Source organism: Antarctobacter heliothermus (genome assembly GCF_002237555.1).
Lineage (GTDB): Bacteria > Pseudomonadota > Alphaproteobacteria > Rhodobacterales > Rhodobacteraceae > Antarctobacter > Antarctobacter heliothermus_B.
Genome location: NZ_CP022542.1, coordinates 106,214 through 130,936, shown reverse-complemented (window position 1 = coordinate 130,936; position 24,723 = coordinate 106,214). Strand labels below are relative to the sequence as shown.

General features: G+C 62.5%; 20 protein-coding genes. 13 read left to right on the top strand and 7 right to left on the bottom strand.

Annotated elements, in window-relative coordinates; all coding sequences use genetic code 11:
* Positions 1 to 8 precede the first annotated feature (8 nt).
* The 5 genes from ANTHELSMS3_RS24920 to ANTHELSMS3_RS24900 all read left to right on the top strand — a co-directional run bounded on the left by ANTHELSMS3_RS24920 (position 9) and on the right by ANTHELSMS3_RS24900 (position 4,715).
* A complete protein-coding gene (locus ANTHELSMS3_RS24920) occupies positions 9 to 758 on the top strand; it encodes an RraA family protein (protein ID WP_094037711.1) in 750 nt (249 codons plus the stop codon).
* A 144-nt stretch (positions 759 to 902) separates the two neighbouring features.
* Positions 903 to 1,886: a Bug family tripartite tricarboxylate transporter substrate binding protein gene (locus ANTHELSMS3_RS24915; RefSeq protein WP_157733666.1), complete on the top strand. Its 984-nt coding sequence runs from the start codon at positions 903 to 905 to the stop codon at positions 1,884 to 1,886.
* A gap of 24 nt (positions 1,887 to 1,910) precedes the next feature.
* Positions 1,911 to 2,438 carry a tripartite tricarboxylate transporter TctB family protein gene (locus ANTHELSMS3_RS24910; RefSeq protein WP_094037709.1) on the top strand — a complete coding sequence of 176 codons (528 nt, stop codon included), beginning with the start codon at positions 1,911 to 1,913 and terminating at the stop codon, positions 2,436 to 2,438.
* A 4-nt stretch (positions 2,439 to 2,442) separates the two neighbouring features.
* Positions 2,443 to 3,969, top strand: a complete 1,527-nt coding sequence (locus tag ANTHELSMS3_RS24905; RefSeq protein ID WP_094037708.1) for a tripartite tricarboxylate transporter permease — start codon at positions 2,443 to 2,445, stop codon at positions 3,967 to 3,969.
* 476 nt (positions 3,970 to 4,445) lie between these two features.
* Positions 4,446 to 4,715, top strand: coding sequence for a hypothetical protein (locus tag ANTHELSMS3_RS24900; protein ID WP_094037707.1), 270 nt, complete (start codon positions 4,446 to 4,448; stop codon positions 4,713 to 4,715).
* 533 nt (positions 4,716 to 5,248) lie between these two features.
* On the opposite strand, the gene ANTHELSMS3_RS24895 is transcribed toward ANTHELSMS3_RS24900, so the two are convergent.
* The 4 genes from ANTHELSMS3_RS24895 to ANTHELSMS3_RS24880 form a co-directional block, all read right to left on the bottom strand.
* Entirely contained in the window at positions 5,249 to 7,375 is a 2,127-nt protein-coding gene (locus ANTHELSMS3_RS24895; RefSeq protein ID WP_094037706.1) for an AAA family ATPase, read from the bottom strand.
* Between the two features lie 45 nt (positions 7,376 to 7,420).
* Positions 7,421 to 8,425, bottom strand: a complete 1,005-nt coding sequence (locus ANTHELSMS3_RS25875) for a GIY-YIG nuclease family protein (protein ID WP_198319976.1) — start codon at positions 8,423 to 8,425, stop codon at positions 7,421 to 7,423.
* Positions 8,426 to 8,542: 117 nt separating this feature from the next.
* Positions 8,543 to 9,022, bottom strand: a complete 480-nt coding sequence (locus ANTHELSMS3_RS24885; RefSeq protein WP_094037705.1) for a hypothetical protein — start codon at positions 9,020 to 9,022, stop codon at positions 8,543 to 8,545.
* A 374-nt stretch (positions 9,023 to 9,396) separates the two neighbouring features.
* Positions 9,397 to 11,196, bottom strand: coding sequence for a DUF927 domain-containing protein (locus ANTHELSMS3_RS24880; protein ID WP_094037704.1), 1,800 nt, complete (start codon positions 11,194 to 11,196; stop codon positions 9,397 to 9,399).
* 567 nt (positions 11,197 to 11,763) lie between these two features.
* Between ANTHELSMS3_RS24880 and ANTHELSMS3_RS24875 the strand changes: the two genes are divergently transcribed.
* On the top strand, positions 11,764 to 13,659 hold the full coding sequence (locus tag ANTHELSMS3_RS24875; protein WP_198319975.1) for a DUF4214 domain-containing protein: 1,896 nt from the start codon (positions 11,764 to 11,766) through the stop codon (positions 13,657 to 13,659).
* Positions 13,660 to 13,752: 93 nt separating this feature from the next.
* Here the strand turns inward: ANTHELSMS3_RS24875 and ANTHELSMS3_RS24870 are convergent, their stop codons facing one another.
* A complete protein-coding gene (locus ANTHELSMS3_RS24870) occupies positions 13,753 to 14,316 on the bottom strand; it encodes a carboxymuconolactone decarboxylase family protein (RefSeq protein ID WP_094037702.1) in 564 nt (187 codons plus the stop codon).
* A gap of 162 nt (positions 14,317 to 14,478) precedes the next feature.
* On the opposite strand from ANTHELSMS3_RS24870, the gene ANTHELSMS3_RS24865 reads away from it, so the two are divergent.
* Positions 14,479 to 15,081: a TetR/AcrR family transcriptional regulator gene (locus ANTHELSMS3_RS24865; RefSeq protein ID WP_094037735.1), complete on the top strand. Its 603-nt coding sequence runs from the start codon at positions 14,479 to 14,481 to the stop codon at positions 15,079 to 15,081.
* A gap of 17 nt (positions 15,082 to 15,098) precedes the next feature.
* On the opposite strand, the gene ANTHELSMS3_RS24860 is transcribed toward ANTHELSMS3_RS24865, so the two are convergent.
* Together ANTHELSMS3_RS24860 and ANTHELSMS3_RS24855 are read right to left on the bottom strand one after the other, a co-directional pair.
* Positions 15,099 to 15,947: a sugar phosphate isomerase/epimerase family protein gene (locus ANTHELSMS3_RS24860; protein ID WP_094037701.1), complete on the bottom strand. Its 849-nt coding sequence runs from the start codon at positions 15,945 to 15,947 to the stop codon at positions 15,099 to 15,101.
* The gene (locus tag ANTHELSMS3_RS24855) at positions 15,944 to 17,641 is read right to left on the bottom strand and encodes an FAD-dependent oxidoreductase (RefSeq protein ID WP_094037700.1); all 1,698 of its coding nucleotides are present in this window, start codon (positions 17,639 to 17,641) and stop codon (positions 15,944 to 15,946) included. Before ANTHELSMS3_RS24855 ends, ANTHELSMS3_RS24860 begins: the two co-directional genes overlap by 4 nt.
* A 109-nt stretch (positions 17,642 to 17,750) precedes the next feature.
* Here ANTHELSMS3_RS24855 and ANTHELSMS3_RS24850 point away from each other — a divergent pair, with 109 nt between their 5' ends.
* From ANTHELSMS3_RS24850 to ANTHELSMS3_RS24825, 6 genes are all read left to right on the top strand, one after another.
* Positions 17,751 to 18,671, top strand: coding sequence for a LysR family transcriptional regulator (locus ANTHELSMS3_RS24850; RefSeq protein ID WP_094037699.1), 921 nt, complete (start codon positions 17,751 to 17,753; stop codon positions 18,669 to 18,671).
* 126 nt (positions 18,672 to 18,797) lie between these two features.
* Positions 18,798 to 19,799 (top strand): tripartite tricarboxylate transporter substrate binding protein, encoded by a 1,002-nt coding sequence (locus tag ANTHELSMS3_RS24845; protein WP_094037698.1) that lies wholly within the window; start codon positions 18,798 to 18,800, stop codon positions 19,797 to 19,799.
* A gap of 110 nt (positions 19,800 to 19,909) precedes the next feature.
* Positions 19,910 to 20,476 carry a tripartite tricarboxylate transporter TctB family protein gene (locus tag ANTHELSMS3_RS24840; protein ID WP_094037697.1) on the top strand — a complete coding sequence of 189 codons (567 nt, stop codon included), beginning with the start codon at positions 19,910 to 19,912 and terminating at the stop codon, positions 20,474 to 20,476.
* Positions 20,473 to 21,978: a tripartite tricarboxylate transporter permease gene (locus tag ANTHELSMS3_RS24835; RefSeq protein WP_094037696.1), complete on the top strand. Its 1,506-nt coding sequence runs from the start codon at positions 20,473 to 20,475 to the stop codon at positions 21,976 to 21,978. The genes ANTHELSMS3_RS24840 and ANTHELSMS3_RS24835 overlap by 4 nt, the downstream gene beginning before the upstream one ends.
* Positions 21,979 to 21,982: 4 nt before the next feature.
* Positions 21,983 to 22,837, top strand: a complete 855-nt coding sequence (locus ANTHELSMS3_RS24830; protein ID WP_094037695.1) for a shikimate dehydrogenase family protein — start codon at positions 21,983 to 21,985, stop codon at positions 22,835 to 22,837.
* A complete protein-coding gene (locus ANTHELSMS3_RS24825; protein WP_094037694.1) occupies positions 22,834 to 24,723 on the top strand; it encodes a bifunctional sugar phosphate isomerase/epimerase/4-hydroxyphenylpyruvate dioxygenase family protein in 1,890 nt (629 codons plus the stop codon). Before ANTHELSMS3_RS24830 ends, ANTHELSMS3_RS24825 begins: the two co-directional genes overlap by 4 nt.

The following is a 24,723-nucleotide window of genomic DNA, read 5'->3' as shown; positions in this document are numbered from 1 at the left end:
AGACATTCATGACGGAACACCCCAAGACAATGGGACGTATCGATCCCGCCCGGATCACCGCGTTCGAAATTCCGCGCCCCGATCCGGCGCTGATCGCGGCGCTGAAGGCGGTTGAAGGGCCAACTGAACTGGTCTCGGACGCCTTGGATGATCTGGGTGTAGACGGTGTGGTGGGCAGTTCGATACTGAAACCCACCTTGTCCGGTCGCGTCGTCGTCGGGCCGGCACTGACAATTCGGAACGAGCCACTGGGCATTCCGGCGCATGAGGCGGCGCGGCGCATGGTGCCCAACCGCCAGACCGACTTTGAGGCCCACAATCTGACCCGTCCGGGCGATATCCTTGTCATTCAAGGCGGTCGCGACGTGTCCAATATCGGCGGCATTTCGGCCACCATGGCCAAACGGCAGGGCGGGCTGGCCGCCATCGTCGACGGTGGCATTCGTGATCTGTCGACATCACGCAAGATAGATTACCCGCTGTGGTGCCGCGATGTCACCGCTCAGACCGGACGGTGGCGGCAGGAGACGGCCGAGATCAACGGGGCCGTCAGCATCTGCGCGCATCGCATCATGCCTGGTGACATCGTGGTGGCGGATGACAGCGGCGTCTGTTTCATCCCCTACGCCTTGTTGGCCGAGGTGGTGGAGCGCGTCCGCCGACGTGACGAAACTGATCGGGAATACATGGATTTTCTCGCTGGCAGCGAACCTTTGACCGCGTTCCCGCGTCCGGACCCGGCGCAGTTCCGCGAGTAAATCCAAGACATTCGACGCCAAGCATTCGCTTTGGGGTCGGATACACAAATCGTCTTGGATCCATTTTGTGATGGTTTCTAGGCTGAACAGGTGAAAGGACGGCACCCGACAGGAGACGGACCGTTCATGACAAGGGAGGACAATATGTCAATCACCACTTTCAAGCGACGCACGTTTCTAGCAGGCATGGCAGCGACGGGTGGCCTGCTGGCCGCGCCACATGTCGCGCGCGCGCAATCCTATGCCACCCGCCCGGTGCGGATCATTGTCCAGAATGCGGCCGGCGGTTCGAATGACACGCTCGCCCGTTTCGTCGCACCAACGATGGAAGAGTATCTCGGTCAGCCCGTGATCGTCGAAAACCGCCCCGGCGCTGCCGGCAACATTGGTTTTCACGCGGCCATGACCGCCAAGCCTGACGGCCACACTCTGCTGTGCTCGAGCGTGGCGATCCTTGCCGCGGCGCACACCAGTGACAACCCTCCGGGCAACCCGGTCACGGATCTCGAGCATATCACCCAGCTTGCTGACGGGCCGTTCCGGTTTGCGATCAATCCGGCAAACGGCATCTCGAACTTTGACGAGTTCCTCGCACACATGCGTGCAAACCCCGGCTCTCTGCGCCACGGCACGCCTGGATTTGGCGGCAACATTCACCTGCTTGCCGAGATTTTCAAGGACCGTGCCGGGATCGATATGCCAGCGGTGCATTACAACGCGGTCGGAAACATCCTGACCGATCTGCTGGGCAACGAGATCCAAGTGGGCATCACGGGGCCGCATCATACCAAGCCGTATATCGAAAGCGGACAACTCGTTCCGCTGATGACCACGGGTCCACGCCCCGACCCCAACTTCCCCGAGATTCCGACTGCGGCCGACGTGGGCCTGCCCGACGTCCAGGACTTCCGCAACTGGTTCGGCCTGCATGCGCCTAAAAATACGCCACAGGACATCCTCGACCAAGTATATAACGCCGCGCAGGCCGCGCTGACCAATCCCGACGTCGTCAAAGGGATCGAAGCGAACAACTTCGTGGTAATGGACACCTCGCCAGCCGAGTTTGCCGCAGCCATGAAGAGCGAAGACGCGCTTTATGCAGAGGCAGCCGGGCTCATTCAGGGCTGATCGCCCCGGCCCGGGGTTGACCGTATGGCGGTCTGCCCCGGGCCAGTCAGTCAGACCTGCGCAGCGGGTCAGTACAGATGTGCGAACGAGGAGATTCAAGTGCGGAACCTAAATGTTCGGGATGTGCTGTCAGGTGTGTTTCTGCTGGGCCTCGGGTCCATATTGGCCATACACTTGGGAGCTTCGCTGAGCATGGGTTCGGCGCGCAACCTGGGCCCTGGCTTTTTCCCTTTCGTGACAGCCATCATACTGGCGATTTGCGGGCTGGTCGTCTTGGTGGGCGGCCTCCGGAGAGCGGGTACAGACGGACCCGATATCGACTGGGTCGGCGCCTTTTTCATCTGCCTCGGCATCGTGTGTTTTGGCCTGCTGCTGCCGCGTGTCGGTTTGCTGCCGGCCCTGATGGTGCTTCTGCTCGTCTCGACGATTTTTGACCGTCGCTTCTCGATGGTACAGCGCGTGGTCTACACCATCGGCATGGTGGTCGTTGCCTGGTTGATCTTCGTCGTTGGCCTGCGCGTCACTGTCCCCCTTTACACCCTTCCCTGGTAGCCCCATGCAATTTGATTTTCTGGACAACATCCTGTTGGGGTTCAACACGGCCGTAAGCCCCATGAACCTGCTATACTGCTTTTTCGGCGTCAGCGTCGGCATGGTTGTTGGCATCATTCCCGGCCTTGGTGCTTTGGCGGCGATGACGCTGCTGTTCCCGATCACCTTCTACCTTGATCCACTGGGCGCGTTGATCATGATGTCGGGTATCTGGTACGGCACAACCTATGGCGGGTCGATCACCACCATTTTGCTGAACCTGCCCGGTGACCCCAAGAGCGCGGTCACCAGTCTTGACGGGTACCCGATGACCAAGCAGGGGCGCGCGGGCGTCGCGCTTTTCATGACCTCCATTGCGTCTTTCGTTGGTGCAACCATCGGCATCCTGATCATGCTGATCTTCTCTCCATTGATTACCGACGTCGCGATCCGTTTCAGCGCGCCCGAATATTTCGCCTTGATGATCCTCGGCCTGCTTGCCTCGGCTGTGATCGCCTCTGCGCCACTCATCAAAAGCGTGGCGATGGCGGTTCTGGGGGTGCTTGTCGGTCTGGTTGGGATGGATATCCACACCGGGGTTTCGCGGATGACCTTCGGACAGATGGAGCTGATGGATGGTGTCAGCCTGGTCGCGATTGCGATGGGCCTTTTCGGGGTGACCGAAGTCCTCTCAAGTCTGCGCACGGACGCCGTGGCCAAACATGAACGACGCATCACGCTGCGCTCGATGCTGCCCACGCGTGAGGACATGCGCCGTTCCTGGGGGGCGATGGGACGTGGTGCCGGTGTCGGGTCGTTCTTCGGCATCCTGCCCGGAACGGGTCCGGCGGTTTCGGCCTTCATGGCCTACGCGATCGAGCGCCGCGTTTCACGCAGACCAAAGGAATTCGGAAACGGGGCCATCGAAGGTATCATGGGGCCTGAAACCGCGAACAACGCGGCGGATCAGACAGCCTTCATCCCCACGCTTCTGCTTGGCGTGCCCGGCACGGCCTCAATGGCGTTGATGATTGGCATCATGATGATCCACGGGATCACGCCTGGGCCCGCGATCATGACCCAGAACTCCGAGCTTTTCTGGGGCTTGATCATGAGTTTCTGGATCGGCAACCTGATGCTGCTGATTTTGAATATCCCCTTCATCGGCCTTTGGGTCCGCATTCTCGATATTCCGTATCGCTACGTCTATCCTGCGATCGTGATGTTCGTCAGCATCGGGGCCTATTCGGTCAGCAACAGCATCTACGACGTCTGGATGGTGCTGATCTTCGGTATCCTAGGGTACGCAATGCGCATTACCGGGTTTCCCGCAGCGCCGCTTTTGCTGGGGTATATTCTAGGGCCGATGATGGAAGAAAACCTGCGCCGCGCTTTGCAACTTTCCGGTGGGGATTACACGGTTCTCATAACGCGCCCAATCAGTGGCACGATCCTCGTACTGACGGCTGTGATGCTCGGCCTTGGGATTTGGTCCAGCTACCGCCTGCGCTGCAAGGAACGTGCGGCGAACGATCACGCGCTTGGTCAGTGATGAAGTCACGGCGGTAAACCGCGATGCATCCAAACCACGAACTGGTCGGCCTACAATAACGCGTTGAAGGGCTGCGGATCGCTGGCGATCTGGCTTGCCCCAGAGTGGGTTTGGACGCCAGCCCCAGCGGCAGGCGTGGTTGACAACAGAGCTTCAGTGGCGCTGCCAAACATGCCTGATGCTCAAAGTCCTGCTTGTGAGAGGACCGGGTGCGTTGAGAGGGGGCCGTTGCATTAACGGCCCGCTGCTCGGCGAGCATATCGCTTACGTCCGGGCACGAAAGCGGGTAGCGGCAGGACCATCGCTCACGCCTCGGCTTGTGGCAACAATGGCTCGGACATCTCCATGGTTAATGCAAAGCTTCCCTTTGACCTGAAAACCTGAAGGCCGCCCCTGACATGAAGCCCATGCCATAGCTTGGTCCGGCGGAAAACTGGTCCGAAATCCAAGACCACCTCTGTATTCGAGATTTTCTAATGAACAATGCCGAGCAAATTCAGTCACTGGATGCGGGTGGGCAATTTGTTGAACAACCGCTCGCCTGGGAAAAGAATGGATATCTTTTCCTCACGCGCGAAATCTGGGATCAGATCTTTGATCGTCATGACCCGCAAGAGGTTGCACGTATTCTGCGGGCCTATGGGAGCCTTGAACCCGGGGACGGTCGAAATATCCTTAGCAAAATGCCCACAGGCGCCGGAGCGAACCGCGGATATAAAGTGTCCTTGTCGGGCCTTCAGGAATAACCGTCGGGAAATGGTTCGAGATACAGTCAAGCGCAGTTTCTGCGCTTTTCTGCTTTTTGAAGGGCCGCCCGGACGGCGCCTTCGAGCGCTGTCTGACGTCAGCGCCTATGGGTCCAAATAGGGCAGTTTGCCAAGCGAGGGTTTTTGCTCAGCGTAACCCGAAGTGATCCTTGATCCAGCCGCCGGCGTTCGCACCGCCGCCGTTCAGGAAAGCTCCCTGACAACGATCACACCGGCAAATGCCACGAGACGGCGGAGCATTCGGGCGTCCCGCCGCCGGGCAGGGATCTTTTGGAGAAAATTCCTGCCGTTGCTCCAACGAGCTGGAGCTATGAAAGGACCAAAGCGGTTATGAAGTGACCAAAGCGGTTATGAAGTGACCAAAGCGGTTATGATTGTGACCAAAGCGGCCAAATGCCGGAATTTCCCGCGCAAACCGGCTCATCCCGCCCGCAAGGGATCGCGAAGTTCCTTCATAACCCGTCCCGCGGCCCGATTATGACAAACCAATCAATAATGGACGAACCAGGCTTTCAGATAATGAATGTCTTTCCATACAGGCTGGATTGGGGGGAGCCGTCGCTGTCCGGGGTTTTGGCTTCCCTGTTTTCGACCTCCGTTTCAGGGGGGGCTCTCATTGCGTTCTCCAACAGTTGGTCCAGCGCTTGCCCTTCGATCTCGCGCTGTTCAAACAAGGTGTCCGCGATTTTAGTCAGCGCTGCTCGGTTTTCTGAGAGCAGAGCGATGGCGTCCTTTTCTGCTGTCTTGAGGCGGGCGGTCGCTCTCCGGGCCACATCCCGCGTGACGTCATGGGGGCTCGGGGGATGATGGATATCGTGCCAGAGATGTGTGACCTCGCCGAAAGCAAATTGCGCCTCGGCTTGGAGAGCTAGTCGAGTGGCGCGGGCGAGATCGCTGTCTGGGCCAGAGCCGGCACCATCTGAGACGGATTGGCACAAAATTTGCTCGGCGGCACGGCCCGCGAGAAACATGACGAGGTCGGCATGGAGGGTCACATCGGTGTGCATCATCCGGTGGGGGCGCAGAACGGCGCCGCCTTGTGGGGTGACCCGCGCGAGGGCGACCGGGGGCGAGCCAAGCCGGTGACCGGCGAGCAAATGTCCAGCTTCGTGCACGGCGATCCGACGCAGAAGGCTGTCGTCAGGGCGCGGCAGGTAGAGGTTCGCGGCCCGCAGCAAGAGCTGATCGGTGAGGTCACTTTTTAGTTCACGGGCCAGAGTGCGGGCTTTGCGAATGAAGTCATCAATCTCTGCCCCCGTTGCGCCGATCATGCGCTCGGCAATCTGGCGCAGCTGAGAGGCGTCGGTGGTCTCGCCGAGCTTGGCTTGCAAGAATGTCGTGATCGCGGTGATGTCGAGCGGCTTGATGGCAATGTGACGATCAAAGCGGCCAGCGCGCAGGACGGCCTCATCCACGATGTCAGGGTGGTTTGTGGCCCCGACAAGGATGACGCCTTCGCAAGCATTCAGTCTGTCGATCTGCGTAAGGAGCCCGGTGACCACGCCAAGGATGTAGCCGTTGGCGTGGACGTCACCGCCGCGGGCATAAAAGGCGTCGATCTCATCAATAAAGAGCACCGAAGGCGCGCTGTTGATGGCCTCGCTGACGGCCTTGTCGAGGGCGCGCAGCATATCGCCTTGGTGTCCCGCTTTTTGACACTCCGCATAGCTTGTCTTGATAAGCGGCAGTTTGGCACTGTTGGCAAAGGCGGTGGGCAGAAGGGTTTTGCCACAACCCGGGGGGCCAAAAAGCAGCAGGCTTGATGTGACTTGGTCCCAGGCCACCTCGCCCGCTTGCCAACTCATGACATCCTCTTGCAGCTGGGCGAATGCCGCTATGGCGTCCGTCTGCCCGAAGACATCGGTCAGGCTGGGCCCCGTTTGATGCGGGGCCGTGGTGGCAAAACGCGACAAACGCTCGGCGACCCCAAGAGCGGTCTCGGCTTGGAATGCCATGATGAGTTTCAATGTCTCCAGGCGACCAAGCTCTTCGGAACGCGGCAATGTCGCCTGTAGTGCTTCCGTTACCCGAGGACTGCAGGGCGTATGGCTGAGAGACAAAACGGCGAGGATCATCTCGCGGCTAAGGGGCGCGAGACGCGGGCCGTGGCCGACGAGTTCTTGCAGTTGAGGCGAGACCAGCTGTCCCGGGGAGGTGAGCATCAAGACGGTATGACCTTCGTGCAGCAAGGTACGCAGGTGACGCTCTGCCAGCGCGATGACGGTTTTGCCTGTGTCGACCTCCGGCGCGCGCCATACCTTGGGGCTGCGGCTCGCAGCAAAAGCGACAGGGTAAAGAGCTCGGGCCGCGATCTCGACGAACTCGCCCATCTCATGGTCTCGCACAGTAAGGCAGACTGGCGGCCTGTCCCGCAGTTGATCCGGCAAGGAGCGATCTTCAAAGGTTTTGGCAAGTTGCAGGATCGCGAGGGCCTGCATGCAATGTGCGCCATTGACCGCGTCGGGTGCCGGCGGATCGATCAGCGGGACGTCATCGGTGTCCTGCTTCCTCTCAGACCAGCCGGGCACATCATCATCGACGTGGCTCATCCGCTCAAACAGGTCGCTGACTGTGAGGGCTTGCTCGAGCAAGTACGTTTTGGCGGCGGCAAAGCCGTGAAGTTTGCTGAACTGGGTCATGGCAGACCTCCAATGAATGTCCGGGGAATGGGGCGCGGGGCTAGATCAGGCTGCGGATTGCTGCTGCTCGATCTCGTCAAGAAGACGCTGCAACTTTGGCAAAAGCGCAGGGCTATAGATCTCACTCGAGACGTTGATCAGGCCGACATAGCGTTCCGGTGGCACAACACATTCCGGAAACCTGCGCCGCAAACGCGCATGCGCTGACTTTTCAAGGCGACAGGCCGCGTGTCCGGTCTTGATCGCAACGGTGCGCAGAACGTCCGACTTTGCGGATTTAGGCAGGCTCAGCTGATGGCGCAGGCGCTTGTCCGGGCGACCGGAATAGCCAAACTTCACGCAGTCCAACCCCTTGTCCGGGATCCGAATGCGGAACAGGTAGAGAAAAGAGGGCTTCGAACTCCAGCTCTCGCCGCAGCCTGCACAATCACATTGTCCGAACTTCATGTTCGCCCGCGCGATGCGTTGGTCGTGCCCACAGCTGTGACGATAGAGCCGGTAGTTATCATTCCCGTCTGGGTCCGGACCCTGCCATTCCCAGCCACGCGCCTCGGCCTCCGCCCTTTCTTTGTCCTGCAGGCATATCTCGCAGCGCACCTGGCATACCCCGTCAGCAACACGGTCGATGAACTCGCGTTGGCGGCGAATGCGGTGACCGCAAGCCGCGCGGTAGAAGGCGTATTGATGATCCGCCGGATCCCGCTCGATAAATTCGAGCCCGATGGTGTCGGCGAGAGTGCTCCGTTTTTGGCTGGCGCAGTCTTCGCAACGGATTCTGGCGGTCCTCAGCGCAAAGACACGTTGCGCCGTCAGGCCACCGCAGCTGAGACACTCCAGGGCCAGATGGTTTTTGTCCCTGACCCGGGCATGAATGCGGAAGCCTTTTGACCGGGCGATATCTTCCCATTCCGGGAGCGGTTGCCCCGGGTAGCGAACTTGCCAAACCTTGGGGTCATGGTGCTGAGAGCGGCGATGGATATGCAGATCGCGGCCTTCAAAATCGACGACGGGATGCAAGACGCGATTCAATTGATGTGAAGCTACAGGCATGGCAGATGACCTCTCGAAACTGCAAAAGTTGGCCCGCTGGCCAAAACCGGCCACCGGTGAAGACGCGGCGCAGAAAACCCGCGCCGCCGTTTGGTCGTGTTCAAAAAGGGGAAGCGTTTAGAACGAGAGCCCCGGCTCCAGCTCTTCAAACGCGTCATCAAGCGCGAGATAATCCTCAAGCCGATCCAACGCGGCGGCCGACATCGTCAGCGCCTGCAGCTCGTCAGTGAGGCGCTCGTGAAGCGCCCGGGTTTGCGTCCGCAGGGCGGCCACGTCCTCGATGTCATCGGATGTCATGATGGTTTGAAAGGCGGCTGCGATTTCAAAGAACAGCCTCTCGTGGCCGGTTGCATTCGGGCCCAGATCTGAGTGCAGATAGTCGACCTGATCGAGAGATATCTGGCGCGCGGCCTCAGCCTCCCGGATCCAATGATCCAAGGCGGGATCCTGTCCGCTGTACCCGGTAACATCCGCTTCGCTGGAAATCAGCGTCGGCAGAGTTGCAAGAAAGCGTGCAAATGCGTCGTGAGACGATTGGGAAGTACGGCGCGCCGCATTGATCACACCCGACTGGGTGCCTAGATTGTTGATAGCCATGTCGTTGACCTCATCCGTCAGCGTTTTGGTCAGGGCGGGAGGAGAGGTACGAACTCTCTTTTCGTCCGCTTATTCGAACGCCCCGGTGACCGGTATCTACGATATTGGAATCGCGATTCGGGGTTTCAATGCGCGATTCGAAATTAATTCCGATATTGTCAAGAAAAATGTATCCAGGGCTTTGCGGCGCGTATTTACGCCAACTCCCCCATAGACCCGGATAGGCCCGCATCACGGCCTCGCTCCGACTTTTCCGACATATCCGACACTTTTGCGCGTCTCATTGAATTTGCAGCGCCCCCCTCGGCCAGGGATGGCCAAGAGGGGCAGTCCATTTTGTATCGTCCCGGCGGGATAACCGGGGCAGGTAAGGATCATACCAACAAGGAAACCATTTTCCGACTTTCCGACATTTCCGACGGTTTCCAGTCAAGGATACTCAGATGTACTTTGTATCCGCGCGACATTCCTGACCCGGTCGGCGCTTTTGCCATCATGTTCCGGCCGTCACCGAATGACAAAAATCCCCGCGTCTCGAGTGCATGCGCTGCCTTTCTTGGGTCCATGCTTCCATGAATCATGGACCATGTCTCTCGTGGCAGAAAAGCAAACTGGTCTTTCCGGAACACCAAAGGCGCATCGGCATCCGGTGGCGGAAGAGCAAGATCACGGCAGTCTTCACCATGCCGCTCCAGAAACGCCTGCACGCGCCGCACTGCCTCGATTTCGGCGATCTCTTCCGGTGTCGTCTGGCCCTGCAACCACAGCCCGAACATGTCCTGTGCTGCGTCATAGGCCGTCCTTGGTGGCCATCCCGTGAGTCCATAAGCGGTGGCAAGCTCACCAGCCGCTGCATAGACGGCAAATCGCTTCATTGCCCGGTCCGCAATATCATTCACGGATTTCTTGTGACGCTCCCTCGTGGTGTAGAGAAAATGCGCAATAAGCCCTTGGGCTTTGATGAACGGAACGGTCCCGCGCTTTAACAGCGCGTCGACAAATGCGGGACCTGCGTGGCCATGGTGCATGGCGGCGCTCGTTTTCAGATGTTCACTGAACCGTCGTCCGTCTGGCAGATCATGCAGGGTGTCGAAAACACCGTGCTGTCGGCTATCGGCCTGCAAATCCATAAGCCGCAGCGTTTGCCCGGCTTGGGCCGTCCGGCCACCCTCTGCCAGTTTGGTGGCTATGTCGATTTCGCCGCTAGACTGGATCACCAAGCCAAAGCGATTTGCCTCAGCCTGACCGCCCTGTGAGTTTGCACGTGCCTTGCCGGACCCGTTCGCCAACACATAAATCAGCGTATCTGCCGCAGTGGCGGAGACCTCGGCCAACTCATCCAGGCAAAGGCATGTTCCATTGAAAGCCGCCGCCTTGGCCTCCATGCCCGAAATCGTGCCCTGCCAGGATTGTACTTCGCCAGGTGCGTACCACACAGACGCCGCCGTGTTCAGCAACGTTGATTTGCCGCTGCTGGAACCACCACGATAGTGAACCCCGCCACCTTCGAGGCCAAGCTGGGCCAACAATGGGCCGGCCAGGCTTGCGGCTATGGCGAGGATAACCAATGGATTGCCAGGTGCCTTGCTTGCGACCTCCGTGCGCCAGCCTTCCAACGTGCCATTCTTGGGGGCTCCCATCGCGACATCCTGCTCCACAAATTTGAAGTTGCCCGGGCCCAGCACGGATGAGTCTGGCAAGATGAAATTTCTGTCATTCACCCACCCCCGTTTGGTCGTGCTGATGCACCAACGATAGTGGTTCCATTCCTGCAGCGCGCGCAGCAAATCTTTACGGGCAGGCCCCGGCGCGATCTGAAACCCGAGGTCTAGTAGGTCGGCGATGACCCTGGTGCCACTTCCCGAAAAGTGTTTCGCGAGAACAATCAACTCCCGCAACGTTCCCTTCCGTGTCCGAAGCTCAACCAGAATGCCATTCTCACGGCCCTCTATGTTTTCTGTCAACGCCTTGACGTGAATCCAGTCACAGATCCATTGGAAGTCATAACTGCCATCTTTCAACGGTACCAATTTATAGAGGCCCTGCTCAGTTAATACAAAGCCATCAGGCACGAATGTCTCATCCACCTCCGGTTCCAAATCCGAACGCTCGTTCACCTCCTCGATCAGCTCCAATGCCGAAGTCGTTTCCATTTCTTTCGCGTCGTCTTTCATCAGTCTTTCTCCTTGAATTTACCTGCCTGTTGCAGGCCACATCCCAAGGTTAGGAGGCCGACCTGAAAGTACCGACGGATAATTTCTGGAAAATCTGCAAAAATGCTCAAGTTTTTATGGATAACTGAATCACAGGTCCCATCGGCATGGGATCACGTGGTAATTCCCCCCCGATCTAAAGGGAACGAGGGCGTCCAATTTTTTCGACAGGAAGACTGAGAGGATTCCGATGAATAAAACACAATTCATTGAAGCCCAGATCATGGAGCCTTGAAGCAACTGCTCAGATCCATGCACGCAGTTTCCGACAATTGGCGGCTGCGAAGAACACACTCGGCACCGCGCTGAACGGCAACTGGGCATTTGGGGTGGTGGCGTAGTGCGGAATGTCTAGCGCGGGGGGCTGGACGCCGCGGGTGGGCGACGGGTCGGTCAGGGATGATCGCCAGTGCCTGAGCGGCCAGATGGAATATGGGCGACACGGTCTGTGGCGGGTATAGTCCCGCCGCAGGGATGCCGCGATCCGCAGACAATGTTTCGCGCGCGAAACAGGACAGGACACCAGAGATGACCACCACCGCCAGCGCTCTTGAACGCTACATGCTGGATCTGATCAACGCGGACCGTGCCGCGCAGGGTCTGGAGCCGCTGCTGCTGGAGCTGAACCTGAACACCTCGGCGCAGGCGCACAGCGACTGGATGGTGGCGAGTGATACCTTTGATCATGAGGGGGTCGGTGGCAGCAGCCCCACCGACCGGATGCGCGCGGCGGACATGGACCTGTCGGGCACATGGCGCAGCGCCGAGAACATCGCCGCCGTGTCGGTCTCGGGCTCTGGCAGCTACATTGATGAGGTCGAGCTGCTGCACAGAAGCCTGATGAACAGCCCCAACCATTACGCCAACCTGATGGATCCCGACCTGACGGTGATCGGCATCGGCATCGCGCTGGGGCCGCTGACCTATGACACGGGCCGGTTCAACAGCGTGCTGGTGACGCAGAACTTTGCCATGACCGGCGGGCTGGTGGATCTGGATCTTGCGGGTGGCAGCGGGCCGGACGTGCTGACGGGGCAGGGGGGTGATGACTTTATCGCCGGCGGCGCGGGCAACGACACGCTGCGCGGAGGCGGCGGCACCGACACCGTCGATGGCGGCGCGGGCACCGATACGCTTGTCCTGACGCAGAACCGCGATCAGGTCACGGTGGGCGGCACGCAGGCAGCCCCGCTGCTGAGCGCGCCGGGGATGGAATTGTCGCTGCTGGGCATCGAGCGGGTGCGCTTTGGCGATGGTGAGGTGGCGCTGAGCGATCTGTACGGTGACCCGGACGAGATCACCGGCACCTCCGGCGCTGACCTGCTGGAGGGGACAGGCAATGACGCCAACACCCTGATGGGGCTGGCGGGCAACGACGTGCTGCTGGGCGAGGGACGGGGGCTGTACGGCACCGATGTCTCGGCGCAGGTTTACCGGCTGTATGCGGCGGTCTTTGGCCGTGAGCCGGATGTGAACGGCCATCAGGCCTGGGTCAAGATGCTGGCCGCAGGCGCGCGCACGTTGGAACAGGTGGCCACGGGGTTTGTAAACGCGCCCGAGTTTCAGGCCACCTACGGTGCCACCACAAACACCGAATTTGTCACGCTGCTGTTTGTCAACGTGCTGGGGCGGCCCCCACAGGCGGCGGGGCTGAATGGGCTTGTGGGCAATCTGGACGGTGGCATGAGCCGCGCAGAGGTGGTGTTGATCATCGCCGAGAGCGCGGAACATCAGGCCAAACGCGCCGGTGCGCAGGCGGATTTCGACGTCGCCCATGACCCGACCAGCTGGGTGGATGATGTATACAGATTGTATCGCGGGATTTTCGACCGCGAACCGGATGTGGGCGGTCTGGACGGCTGGGTGACGTCGCTGGCGGGCGGCACGGCGTTCCAGACGGTGGTGGCGCAGTTCATGGCCTCGCCCGAGTTCCAGAGCACCTATGGCGCGACCACGGATGCGGAGTTCATCACGCTGCTGTATAACAACGTGCTGGACCGGAGCCCGGATGCGGGCGGCTTTGCGGCCTGGTCGTCACAGCTTGCCGACGGCATGACCCGTGAGACGCTGGTGGAGCGTTTTGTGCAATCGCCCGAGTTTGTCGCGGGCACCGAAGGCGATCTGATCGCCTTCATGCGTGGTCTTGGGCCGGATGATGTGTTGCGGCCCGACGCCGGGGATGACCTGCTGTCGGGGGGCCTGTGGGCGGATACCTTTGTCTTTGCGCCGTCCGGGGACGGGGACAAGACGGTTACGGACCTAGAGCCTTGGGACAGCATCGATCTGACCGGCTTTGGCTATGCCGACGTGGGTGAGGCGATGGCCCATATGCGCGTCGAGGATGGCGACACGGTCTTTGAGGATGGCGCCGTGCGGGTGGTGTTCCTGGACGCAGAGCCAGAGGCGGCGATGATCAGCGTCTGATCACCGCCGCATGGTGGGTTCGGCGTCCGCCCCGGGGGGTATCCCCCGGAGCCGCGCCCCTGATCTGCCCCGGATATGTCGGGGCGTCAGTGTTCAGCGGTCGGCTTTGGGGGTCCAGGCGAATTTCTGCATCACCTCGTCCACCGGGGTCTGTGCGACGTGGTTGGTGTAGTTGCTCATGACCTTCTGCGACAGGCCAAGGATCACGTCCAGCACATGGCGCTGCGCATAGCCCGCGGCATAAAACGCCTCAAGCTGTGCATCGTCGGGGTTGCCCCGGCTGTCCAGCATGGCCAGCGTAAAGGTCCGCAGCGCCTCCAGTTTTGCTGTTGGGAGCGGGGTTTCGTCGCGCAGCGCGTCGGAAATCGCGTCGTCGACCTTCATCATCTTGGCGATGCCGGTGTGGGCGGGCACGCAGTAGTGGCATTCGTGGTAGACGTTGATGGTCTGCCAGACGACGGTCTTTTCGTCGGCGTCAAAGTCGGTTTGTTCGGCGAACAGCCGGTGCAGCACCTGATAACCGTCCAGCAGCGCGGGCGATCCGGCCATCACCGAATGCAGCCCCGGCAGGCGGCCAAAGGCCTTTTTCGACTTTTCGATCAGCGGCACGGCGGCGGCAGGGGCGGATGTTTCGTCGAAACGGTCGAATTTGGTCATGTGGCGGTTCCTTGTCGTTTGCTCTGATGGGGGCCGGGATGGGCCCCGTCTGCCACCCATGTTGTCGTTCTTGAGTGATTGCTCAAGTAATATTTGAGTGATCGCTCAAATAATGTCTCCGGGGTCTTCTTTTCGACCCGTGGCCAAGCTATGTTGACCGCCATGGCACGACCCGCCTCATATGACCGCGATGCCGCGCTGGATGCCGCCATGTCCCTGTTCTGGGTCAAGGGGTATCACGCGACTTCGATGAAGGATCTCGAGGCGGTGCTGGGCATGCGCCCGGGGTCGATCTATGCCGCCTTCCAGAGCAAGGAGGCGCTGTTCCGCGCCACGCTTGACCGCTACGCCGCGCGTATGGCCGATGAGCTGAACACCACCATCGGCACGGCGGGCTCGCCGCTTGCGGCGCTGCAGGCCCATCTGCGCGGCCTTGCGGCCCCGCAGTCCTGCGACCGGCCCTCGACGGCCTGCATGTTGGTCAAATCCCTGCTCGAAGTGCCGTCAGGGTCAGAGCTGCGGGAGTTTGTTCTGGCCCATCTCGACCGGGTCGAAGACACGCTGACAGAGGCGTTCCGCCGCGCCCGGGATCTGGGCGAACTGCCCGCGGACAGCGCACCGGACCGGCTGGCGCGTCGGGTCCAGACCTATATCTTTGGCCTCAAGGTGCAGGCGCAGCGGGACACCGATCCGGTCAGGATGCAGGCGCTGTGTCAGGATCTGGCCGATGAGATCGGTCAATTGCGCAGCAGCCCCGTTCAGTAACAGACAAGCGATGGGCCTCAGATCCCGCGCCGGGGTGGCGGCGGGTCCAGCCTGCGCAGCAGATTGCGGGTGGCGTGTAGCGTGTCGCGGATCACGCTGTCCGACCCGGCGCGGGCGGTGCGCACGGCCATCGGCACCTCCAGTCCCAGCGGCAGATCGGCGGGCAGGGCGCGCAGGAACTCCACAAGGTCGATTTTGCCCTCGCCGGGCGGCAGGCGGTCCTCGCGCGCGGTGTGCAGCAGGGCGTCGGTTGTATAGGGCGGGGCGACCCGCGCGTCACACAGATGTGCAAGGCGCAGGCGGTTCGGCGGCAGGGTGGTCAGCGTCTCACGGCGGCTGGTCGAGCGGTCGAAATGCAGGCTGTCCACAAGGATGCCAACGGTCGGCCCGGCCTGTTCGACCACGCGCAGCGCGTCCTCTAGGCTGGGCACGACGGTCCAGGGAAAGAATTCGAGCGAGACGCCAAGACCACGGGCGGCGGCCAGATCGGCCAGCGCGCCCAGACGGTCAGCAAGGCGGGTCAGATCGGGATCATAGGGCGCGCAGATGACCTCAGACGCGCCAAGGGCGGCGCCGGTGTCCAGAAAGGCGCACAGCTGGGCGGGGTCGGTGTCCGGCTCCAGCTTGACGAATTCGATGTCGTGGACGCGCAGGCCGGTGGCGCGCAGCGCGTCCTGCGTGGCGCGCAGCAGGGCAGGGTCGTGCATCAGCGGATAGCCGGGGCTGGTGGGCGTGACGCGCAACAGCCGCAGGCCGACCGCGTCGAACCCGGCGGTTGCGGCGGCATGGATCAGCGCGGGCGGGGGCAGGTCGATGGCGGTCAGATGGGCCAGCGACAGCAGGCGATTTTCGGGAGTGCGGGTCATGGGTGCTCCTGTGCCGCGTGGCGGCCCGCGACATAGCCAAAGGTCAGCGCCGGACCTAGATTGATGCCGCCCGCCGGATACTGCCCGCCCATGACGCTGGCCATGTCGGTGCCAGCGGCATACAGCCCCCGGATCGGCGCGCCTGTGCCGTCCAGCACGCGGGCATGGCCGTCAGTTTGCAGCCCGGCAAAGGTGCCAAAGCTGCCCGGGACGACCCTCACCGCGTAATAGGGCGCACGGTCGATCGGGGCGAGGCAGGGGTTGGGGCTGATATCCGGGTCGCCTTGCAGCCGCATGTAGGCGGTTGTGCCGCGATGAAATTCCGGGTCCACGCCCTGACGGGCGTGATCGTTGAAACGGGTCAGGGTTGCGGTCAGCGCGTCCGGGTCGATGCCGCAGGCGCGGGCGAGGGCCGCGGGCGTTTTGCCGGTGCGCAGATAGCCCGCCCGGCTCCAGCCGCCAATGGGCAAGGGGGCCGGACGCACGATGCCCAGCCCGTAACGGCGCAGAAAGCGATGATCGCAAACCAGCCATGAGGCGGGCTCTGGCTGGTCGGCGGTGGCGGCCAGCATCTCACGGACGTAATCGTGATAGCCCAGCCCCTCATTGCAGAACCGGCGGCCATTGGTGAGCACGCCGATCACGCCGGGTTTGCCCCGGTCGATGATATGCGGGAACACCCCTGTATCACCCCCCGGCCAAACCACTTTTGAGACCGGGCACCACGCCCCCGCCGCCGCAAGGTCCAACGCCTGTTGGCCGCCTGCGGACTCGCCCAGCCGCAGCCCGTCGCCGGTGGCACTGTCCACGGCCAGCGGCAAGTGCGTATCAGGACGGGGAAAGCTGGCGGCGCGGCGGGCGAGATCATGCGGAAAGCCGCCACAGGCCAGCACCACGCCGCGCGCCGCGTGGATGCGGATGTCCCCCTGCGGGCCGCTCAGCACCGCGCCAATGACTGCACCGTCGCGCGTCACCAGCCGCGCCGCCGCATGGGATGGCCGGATATCGACCCCCAGATCGCGTGCCGAGCGCAGCAGACGCGCCACCAGCGCGTTGCCGTTGCGCAGTTGCATCCCCCGGCCATGGCGCGCCAGATCCCACAGGTGCCGCCCCAGCCGCTGCGCCACATGAACCGCCGACCGCAAGGACCGCGTCGCGGTCAGAAAGGCGCGCAGGTCCGGTCCGGCCTGTATGGTCATGCCCCAGAACGTCGTCTCGCGCAGCGGCGCGCGCAGCAGGGCGATGTCCGGCCCCAGCGCGCGGGCATCATAGGGTTGCGCGATGACCGACCGTCCGCCCTGACCCGCGCCGGGCAGATGGCCATAGGTGTCGGGTATCCGCGCGCCGCAGTCAAAGCAGAGCGCGGTCTGACGCTCCATGAACGCCACCATCTCTGGCGCAGCGGCCAGAAAGGCGTCGACCAGTCCGGCGTTGAAGCTGTTGCCCAGCACCCCGGCCAGATAGCGGCGCGGTTCTGCCGGGTCTTCCTCAATGCCGTGGCGGCGCGCCACATCCGAGCAGGGCGCCCAGATCCAGCCGCCCGACCACGCGGTGGTGCCGCCCAGAACGGCCGCCTTTTCCGCAAGGATCACCCGCAAACCGCCCTGCGCCGCCGTGACCGCCGCCGCCAGCCCCGCCGCGCCAGAGCCGACAACCAGCAGATCGCAGTTCTCTGCCTTTCTCACGTCGTTCATGACCCCCCCTGATCCAGACAGGGGACAGGGTTCGGCGAAACACGCCTAACGTCAAATGCTTGTTTTTGCCTCCTCGTAACGTCAGGTTAATCCGCGGGGAGGCCGCGCAATGGCAGAGATGACACTGAGACAGATCGAGGTGATCCGCGCCGTCATGATGACCGGCACGATCAGCGGGGCGGCCAAGATGCTGAACGTCTCGGCCCCCGGCATCAGCCGCCTTGTGAAACACACCGAGGACTCGCTGGGCATCCGGCTGTTCGAACGCAAGGCCGGGCTGTTTGTGCCGTCGATCGAGGCCAGCACCGTGTTCGATCAGGTGCGTGAGGTCTACAAGGGCGTCGAGAACCTGCAACAGGCGGTCGGCGCGCTGCAACAGGGCGAGGACGTGCGGCTGGCCTTTGCCTCTGCGCCCTCGGTGGCGCAGTTCATCGCCGCGCGGGTGTTGCAGCGGGTGCGGGCGCGGTACGGCGATCTGTTCATCGATCTCAACATCCTCAAGATCGAGGAGACGGTGGATTACCTGCTGCTGGAGCGCGGCGAATTTGTGATCATGAGCTCGCGGGTCGACAACGCCGCCGTGGAGAATGAGCAGATCGCCGAGGGGCAGCTGGTGGTGATCCTGCCCGACGGCCACAGGCTGGCGGCGCGGGACAGTGTGTCGGTGCACGATCTGGCAACCGAGCCGCTGGTGGGCATCGACCCCGCCGACCCCTATGGCAAGCTGCTGGCGCAACCGTTCATTGAGGCGGGCCTGCCGCCGCGCCACGCCCTGCGCGGGCGCTTTGCCCAGACGCTGGTCAGTCTGGTGCGGCACGGGTTGGGGGTGGCGGTGATCGACGCGTTTTCGGTGGCCGAGGTCTATATGCCCGGCGTTGTCCGCCGCCCGCTGACCGAAGAGGCCAAGATTCCCACCTATGTGGTGCGCAAGAAGGGCCGGGTGTTGTCGGGCTTTGCCGAATACACCATCCAGCAATTCCGCCGCGAACTGGCCAAGGCCGTCGAGGACGGGCCGTGGCTGCAGCGGTGAAATAACGTTATGTTAATGTCCGGTTAGATTGGGTATTTGACGTTACGAGCCGCCGCTGCGATTATTTCCCGGTTACGCGCCGGAGTACACCGGCGGCGACAAGAGATGACGTTTAGGGAGGATACCATGAAACGCATGTTTTACGGCGCCGTTGCGGCGCTGGCGCTGTCGGCCGGTTTTGCCGCTGCCGAGTACCCGGAAAAGGAAATCCAGGGCATCATTCAGTGGGGGGCCGGTGGCTCGACCGATACGGTGATGCGGGCTGTCACGCCCCACGCCGAAAAAGTGCTGGGCGGCAACGTGGTCATGCAGAACATGACCGGCGCGGTCGGTGCCATTGCGCTGAACCATGTGGCCGATGCGGATGCCGACGGCTACACCGTGCTGATGGGCGCGGAAAACCCGATGCTGTACAAGATCATGGGCCTTGGCGACAAGGATTACGGCGAATTCATCCCGGTCAACATCCTGGCCCGTGGCACGCCCATTCTGGTGGCCAACAACGATGCGCCCTTTGATACCTACGCCGAGATGATGGCCCATATCGCGGCCAATCCGGGTGAGGTCCGCTTTGGCTCGACCGGGCCGGGGGGGTTGCCGTCGGTGATCAACGCCATGATCGGTGCCGTCGAGGGCGGGCTGGACGTGATCGAGGTGCCCTATGATGGCGACGGTCCTGCGCTGACCGGCCTGCAGGGCGGCGCGATTGACGTGATGCCGGTTGTGCTGGGTCTGGCGGTTGATGGCATCCGCGCCGGCAACATGAAGCCGCTGGCCATCATGGACACCGCGCCCAGCGACCGGCTGCCCGATGTGCCCGCCGTGACAGAGGTCAATGACGGCTATAACACCTATCTGCCCTGGGGGCCGTTCTTTGGCGTTTTCGCCAAGAAAGGCACGCCCGATGACGTGGTGGCGAAACTATCCGCCGCCTATGCCGAAGGGGCGCAGAACGCCGAATTTGTCGAGCTGATGGAGGGCCGTGGATACACCCTGATGGGGATTTCCGGCGCCGAGGCCGAGGCGTTCCTGTCCAAGTGGCAGCAGGGCACCGCATGGCTGCTGCAGGATGCCGGTCTGGCCAAGAACTCTCCTGAGGAGTTCGGCATCGCCCGTCCGGGCGAATAACACCGATCGGCGGGCCCTGCGGGGCCTGCCGACATTCGGGGCGCCGCCTGTCCGTTGCGACCAGCGGCGCCCCTTTTCGATCATGAAGCTGCAAACGGGAGGAGGCGCCCATGCAACGCATAGATCCGGACCACCACGACGGCACATCCGACGCAACACCCGGAGGCACCCCCGACAAGCGCCGCCCCGGTGAGCTGGGCTTTGCCGTGATCTTGTTGGCGGCCAGCCTGTTCCTGCTGTGGGAGGCCTACGGCATCGCGGGATTTGACAAACTGTCCTCTGCCGGGGCCATCCCGATGGCGGCCAGTCTGGCCATGGTTGTCAGTGCGGCACTGGTGGCGCTGCGCACCGGCAGGCTGCCGCTGGACCGGGCAGAGACGCTGATGCGGGACATCCTGCCGGTGCGGGTGATCCTGTTTGCCGGGCTGCTGGTGGGCTATGGCCTGTTGCTGCGGCCGCTGGGCTTTTTGCCGACCTCGGCGCTGTTCCTGATTGTTGCGGTCAAGCTGTTGGCGCATCGCGGCTGGCTCTGGACGGTGGGGATTTCGCTGATCAGCCTGCTGGTGATCTGGCTGATCTTCCGCATCGTGTTTTCCGTGCTGATGCCTGCGGGCATCGTGCCAGAGGCCGAAGTGGTCCAGTTTTTCCGCGCATTGATGTCCGGAGGGGAAAAATGACCGCGCTGATGGATTTCCTGCTGGTGTTCAGCCAGCCGCAGCTGTTGCTGCTTGTGGGGGTGGGCACCTTTGCGGGCATTTATGTCGGCGCGATCCCCGGTCTGTCGGTGACGATGGCGGTGTCGATCCTGATCTCGTTCACCTTTTCATGGGATGTCTACCCGGCGATCTCATTGATGATCGGCATCTATATGGGCGGGGTTTACGGCGGCTCGCGCACGGCGATCCTGCTGAACATCCCCGGCGCGCCCTCGGCCATTGCCACGGCGCTGGACGGCTATCCGATGGCGCAGCGCGGTGAGGCGGGCACGGCGATTGGCGTGACCACGGTCATGAGTTTCATCGGCGGCTTTGTCGGCATCGGCGTGCTGGCCTTGGCCGCGCCTTTCGTGTCGGATTTCGCGCTGAAGTTTCAGCCGCGCGATTACATGCTGCTGGCGATCCTCGGCATCCTGCTGGTTGGCTCGCTCAGCCAGGGGTCGCTGGTCAAGGGCATCTTTGCGGGCGCGCTTGGCCTTGCCATTGGCGCGGTGGGGCGTGACCCGCTGACCTTTGCCGAGCGGTTCACCTTTGACCTGCGGCTGATGGAGGGGGGGATTTCCTTTATCGCGGTGATGATCGGCATGTTCGGCGTCTCTGAGGCGCTGCTGCAACTGCACCACGTCGACAAGACCGCCGTGCGGCAAAAGATCAGCCGCATCGTGCCCTCGCTGTCGACGGTGAAAAAGCACCTGCCGCTGTCGTTGCAGACCTCGACCATCGGGGTGGTGATCGGCGCGCTGCCCGGCACGGGCGGCGATATCGCGGCGCTGATGGCCTATGACCACGCCAAGCGCGTGACCAAAGAGCCCGAACGCCCCTTTGGGGAGGGCGCGATAGAGGGGCTGGTGGCCCCCGAGACCGCCAACAACGCCGCCGTGGGCGGCGCGTTCATCCCGATGATGACGCTGGGCATTCCCGGCGACGCGGTGACGGCGATCATGATCGGTGCGCTGTTCATCCACGGGCTGAATCCCGGCCCGATGCTGATGATCGACCAGCCCGACATGTTCTGGTTCATCGTCGGCTGCCTTGTGACGGCCAACTGCTTCATGCTGCTGTTCGGTCTGACCGGCATCCGCGTCTTTACCAAGATCGTCGAGATGCCGCGCAGCGTGATGATCCCGCTGATCATGCTGCTCAGCATCGTCGGGGCCTTTGCGGTGAACAATTCGATCACCGATGTCTACTGGATGCTGGGTTTTGGCGTGTTTGGCTACTTCATGCGCCACTACGGCTATCCGCTGGGGCCGGTCATTCTGGGGGTGATCCTGTCGCGGCTGCTGGATGACAACTGGCGCCGGGCCATCATTTCAGAGCGCGAGGATCTGGGCCGGTTCTTTGAGGGCATCGTGACCAGCCCGCTGTCGCTGGTGCTGTTTGTCGCGGTGATCCTGATCTTTGTGTCACAGACGCCGGTCTGGCGCTGGGGCAAGGCGCGCATCTTTGGCAAGGAGGCCTGAGACCATGACGGACACGCCCGACCTGAAACTGGGACTGATCGGCGACAATATCGGGCGGTCCCGCACCCCGTTGCTGCACCGGCTGGGGGGGCGGCAGAACGGTATGGTGGTGCGCTATGACCGGCTGATCCCCAAGGACATGGGCGCGGATTTTGACACCGTCTTTGCCCAGTGCGCAGCGTGCGGCTATCGCGGTATCAACGTGACCTATCCCTATAAGGAACGCGCCGCTGCCAAGGTCACTGTCGATGATCCGCTGGTGCGGGCCATCGGGGCGGTGAATACCGTGCTGTTCGAGGCGGATGGCCCCAAGGGCCAGAACACCGATTACACCGGCTTTATGGCGGCCTATCGCGGGGCGCGCGGGGACGCGGCGCCCGGTGTCTGCTGTCTGATCGGCACCGGCGGCGTGGGCCGCGCGCTGGCCTTTGCGCTGGTGGCGCTGAAGGCGCAGGAAATCCGGCTGGTGGACCGCGATATGGCCAAGGCAGAGACACTGGCGGCAGAATTGGGCGCGCTGGGGCAGGGGGTGCGCGTGGTTGCGATGGGCGACCCCGAACAGGCGGCCAAGGGTGCCGAGGGGCTGCTGAACGGCACCCCTGTGGGCATGGTGGGTCATGACGGCACGCCGCTGCCCAAGGCCGCGATGGCGGGGGCGGGCTGGGCCTTTGACGCGGTTTATACGCCGGTCGACACGCAATTCCTGACCGATGCCGCCGCCGCCGGGGCGACGATCCTGTCCGGCTATGAGTTGTTCTTTTATCAAGGCGTGCACGCATGGGCGCATTTTGCCGGTCTGCCGCTGGATGAGCCTGCGCTGCGCACCGCCCTGCTGACCCAGACGGAGGAAGTGGCATGAAAACCTCGATCGCGACTGTTTCGATTTCCGGCACCCTGCGGGAAAAGCTGACGGCGATTGCCAAGGCCGGGTTCGACGGCATCGAGATCTTTGAGCAGGATTTCATCGCCGATGCGGGCAGCCCGCGCCAGATCGGCGACATGATCCGCGATCAGGGGCTGGAGATCACGCTGTTCCAGCCGTTCCGCGACTTTGAGGGGCTGACCGGCGATCTGCGCCGCCGCGCCTTTGACCGCGCGCGGCACAAGTTCGACACCATGGCAGAACTGGGCACCGACCGTATCCTGATCTGTTCCTCGACCCACCCGCAGGCGTTGGGGGGCATTGACCGCGCCGCAGAGGATTTTGCCGAACTGGGGGCAATTGCCGCCGATTACGGCATCCAGGTCGGCTATGAGGCGCTGGCATGGGGGCGGCACGTCAATGACCACCGCGACGCGTGGGAGATCGTGCGCCGCGCCGATCACCCCAATATCGGGGTGATCCTGGACAGTTTTCACACGCTGGCGCGGCGGATCGATCCCAACACCATCCGCCGCATCCCGTCGGACAAGATCACCTTTGTCCAACTGGCCGACGCGCCGCAGATCGACATGGATCTGCTGTACTGGTCGCGCCACTTTCGCAACATGCCCGGTGAGGGCGACCTGCCGGTGACCGACTTCATGCGCGCGGTGGCGGCGACGGGCTATGACGGCTGGATCAGCCTTGAGATCTTCAACGACCAGTTTCGCAGCGGTCGTCCGCTGGAACTGGCGCGCGATGGCTATCGGTCTTTGGTGGCGACGATGGACGACGTGCGCCGGGCGGAACCCGACATCCGTGTCGACCTGCCCGAGATGCCCGCGCGGGTCACGGTCGAGGGGGTCGAATTCATCGAGTTTGCCACTCGCGGGGCCGAGGCGGAGGCGCTGCAGGCGCTGCTGCGCACCATGGGGTTCACCCATATCGGCAATCACATCTCCAAAAAGGTGTCGCTCTGGCAGCAGGGCGAGATCCGGGTGGTCCTGAACAAGGAAACCACCGGCTTTGCCAATTCGGTCTACACCACCACCGGCACCAGCCTGTGTGACGTGGGGCTGCGGGTGGCGAGTGCCGCGCAGACAACGCAACGTGCCAAGGCGCTGGGGGCGACGCTGTTTCATCAGCCGGTCGCGCCCGGTGAACTGGACATTCCCGCCATCCGCAGCGTTGGCGGCAGCGTGATGCATTTTCTGGATGCGCACAGCGGGCTGTCGGATGTCTGGTCGGTCGAGTTCCGCCCCGAGGAAGGCTCTGCCGTGCAGGCCGCGGGGCTGACCCGCATCGACCATCTGGCCGAAACCATGAGCTATGACGAAATGCTCAGCTGGGCGCTGTTCTACACCACGATCTTTGACATGCAGCGGTCGGTGATGACCGATGTGATCGACCCGGACGGGCTGGTGCGCAGTCAGGCGATCCATGGCCCCGACGGGGCCGTGCGGATCACCCTGAACGGGGCCGAAACCCACCGCACGCTGGCGGGCGGCTTTCTGGCGGGCAGTTTTGGCGGTGCGGTGCAGCATGTGGCCTTTGCCAGCGACGATATTCTGGCGACGGCGCGCGACATGGCGGCGCTGGGGTTTGAGCCGCTGCCGATGCCGACCAACTATTACAAGGATCTCAAGGCGCGGTTTGCGCTGGACGACGCGCGGCTGGCGGAATTGCAGGCGCATGACATCCTCTATGACGAGGACGCACAGGGCGGGTTTTTGCAGTTTTATTCCCGGCCCTTCGAAAACGGCTTCTTTTTCGAGGTGGTGCAGCGGGTGGACGGTTACGGCGGCTACGGCGCGCCCAACGCGCCGTTCCGGATTGCGGCGCAGAAACGGATGATGCTGCCCAAGGGGATTCCGGCGAATTGA

Bases quoted from the DNA above. Each gene is read 5' to 3' on its own strand.
- ANTHELSMS3_RS24920 (WP_094037711.1), top strand. From the start codon at position 9: ATGACGGAACACCCCAAGACAATGGGACGTATCGATCCCGCCCGGATC.
- ANTHELSMS3_RS24915 (WP_157733666.1), top strand. From the start codon at position 903: ATGTCAATCACCACTTTCAAGCGACGCACGTTTCTAGCAGGCATGGCA.
- ANTHELSMS3_RS24910 (WP_094037709.1), top strand. From the start codon at position 1,911: ATGGCGGTCTGCCCCGGGCCAGTCAGTCAGACCTGCGCAGCGGGTCAG.
- ANTHELSMS3_RS24905 (WP_094037708.1), top strand. From the start codon at position 2,443: ATGCAATTTGATTTTCTGGACAACATCCTGTTGGGGTTCAACACGGCC.
- ANTHELSMS3_RS24900 (WP_094037707.1), top strand. From the start codon at position 4,446: ATGAACAATGCCGAGCAAATTCAGTCACTGGATGCGGGTGGGCAATTT.
- ANTHELSMS3_RS24895 (WP_094037706.1), bottom strand. From the start codon at position 7,375: ATGACCCAGTTCAGCAAACTTCACGGCTTTGCCGCCGCCAAAACGTAC.
- ANTHELSMS3_RS25875 (WP_198319976.1), bottom strand. From the start codon at position 8,425: ATGCCTGTAGCTTCACATCAATTGAATCGCGTCTTGCATCCCGTCGTC.
- ANTHELSMS3_RS24885 (WP_094037705.1), bottom strand. From the start codon at position 9,022: ATGGCTATCAACAATCTAGGCACCCAGTCGGGTGTGATCAATGCGGCG.
- ANTHELSMS3_RS24880 (WP_094037704.1), bottom strand. From the start codon at position 11,196: ATGAAAGACGACGCGAAAGAAATGGAAACGACTTCGGCATTGGAGCTG.
- ANTHELSMS3_RS24875 (WP_198319975.1), top strand. From the start codon at position 11,764: ATGACCACCACCGCCAGCGCTCTTGAACGCTACATGCTGGATCTGATC.
- ANTHELSMS3_RS24870 (WP_094037702.1), bottom strand. From the start codon at position 14,316: ATGACCAAATTCGACCGTTTCGACGAAACATCCGCCCCTGCCGCCGCC.
- ANTHELSMS3_RS24865 (WP_094037735.1), top strand. From the start codon at position 14,479: ATGGCACGACCCGCCTCATATGACCGCGATGCCGCGCTGGATGCCGCC.
- ANTHELSMS3_RS24860 (WP_094037701.1), bottom strand. From the start codon at position 15,947: ATGACCCGCACTCCCGAAAATCGCCTGCTGTCGCTGGCCCATCTGACC.
- ANTHELSMS3_RS24855 (WP_094037700.1), bottom strand. From the start codon at position 17,641: ATGAACGACGTGAGAAAGGCAGAGAACTGCGATCTGCTGGTTGTCGGC.
- ANTHELSMS3_RS24850 (WP_094037699.1), top strand. From the start codon at position 17,751: ATGGCAGAGATGACACTGAGACAGATCGAGGTGATCCGCGCCGTCATG.
- ANTHELSMS3_RS24845 (WP_094037698.1), top strand. From the start codon at position 18,798: ATGAAACGCATGTTTTACGGCGCCGTTGCGGCGCTGGCGCTGTCGGCC.
- ANTHELSMS3_RS24840 (WP_094037697.1), top strand. From the start codon at position 19,910: ATGCAACGCATAGATCCGGACCACCACGACGGCACATCCGACGCAACA.
- ANTHELSMS3_RS24835 (WP_094037696.1), top strand. From the start codon at position 20,473: ATGACCGCGCTGATGGATTTCCTGCTGGTGTTCAGCCAGCCGCAGCTG.
- ANTHELSMS3_RS24830 (WP_094037695.1), top strand. From the start codon at position 21,983: ATGACGGACACGCCCGACCTGAAACTGGGACTGATCGGCGACAATATC.
- ANTHELSMS3_RS24825 (WP_094037694.1), top strand. From the start codon at position 22,834: ATGAAAACCTCGATCGCGACTGTTTCGATTTCCGGCACCCTGCGGGAA.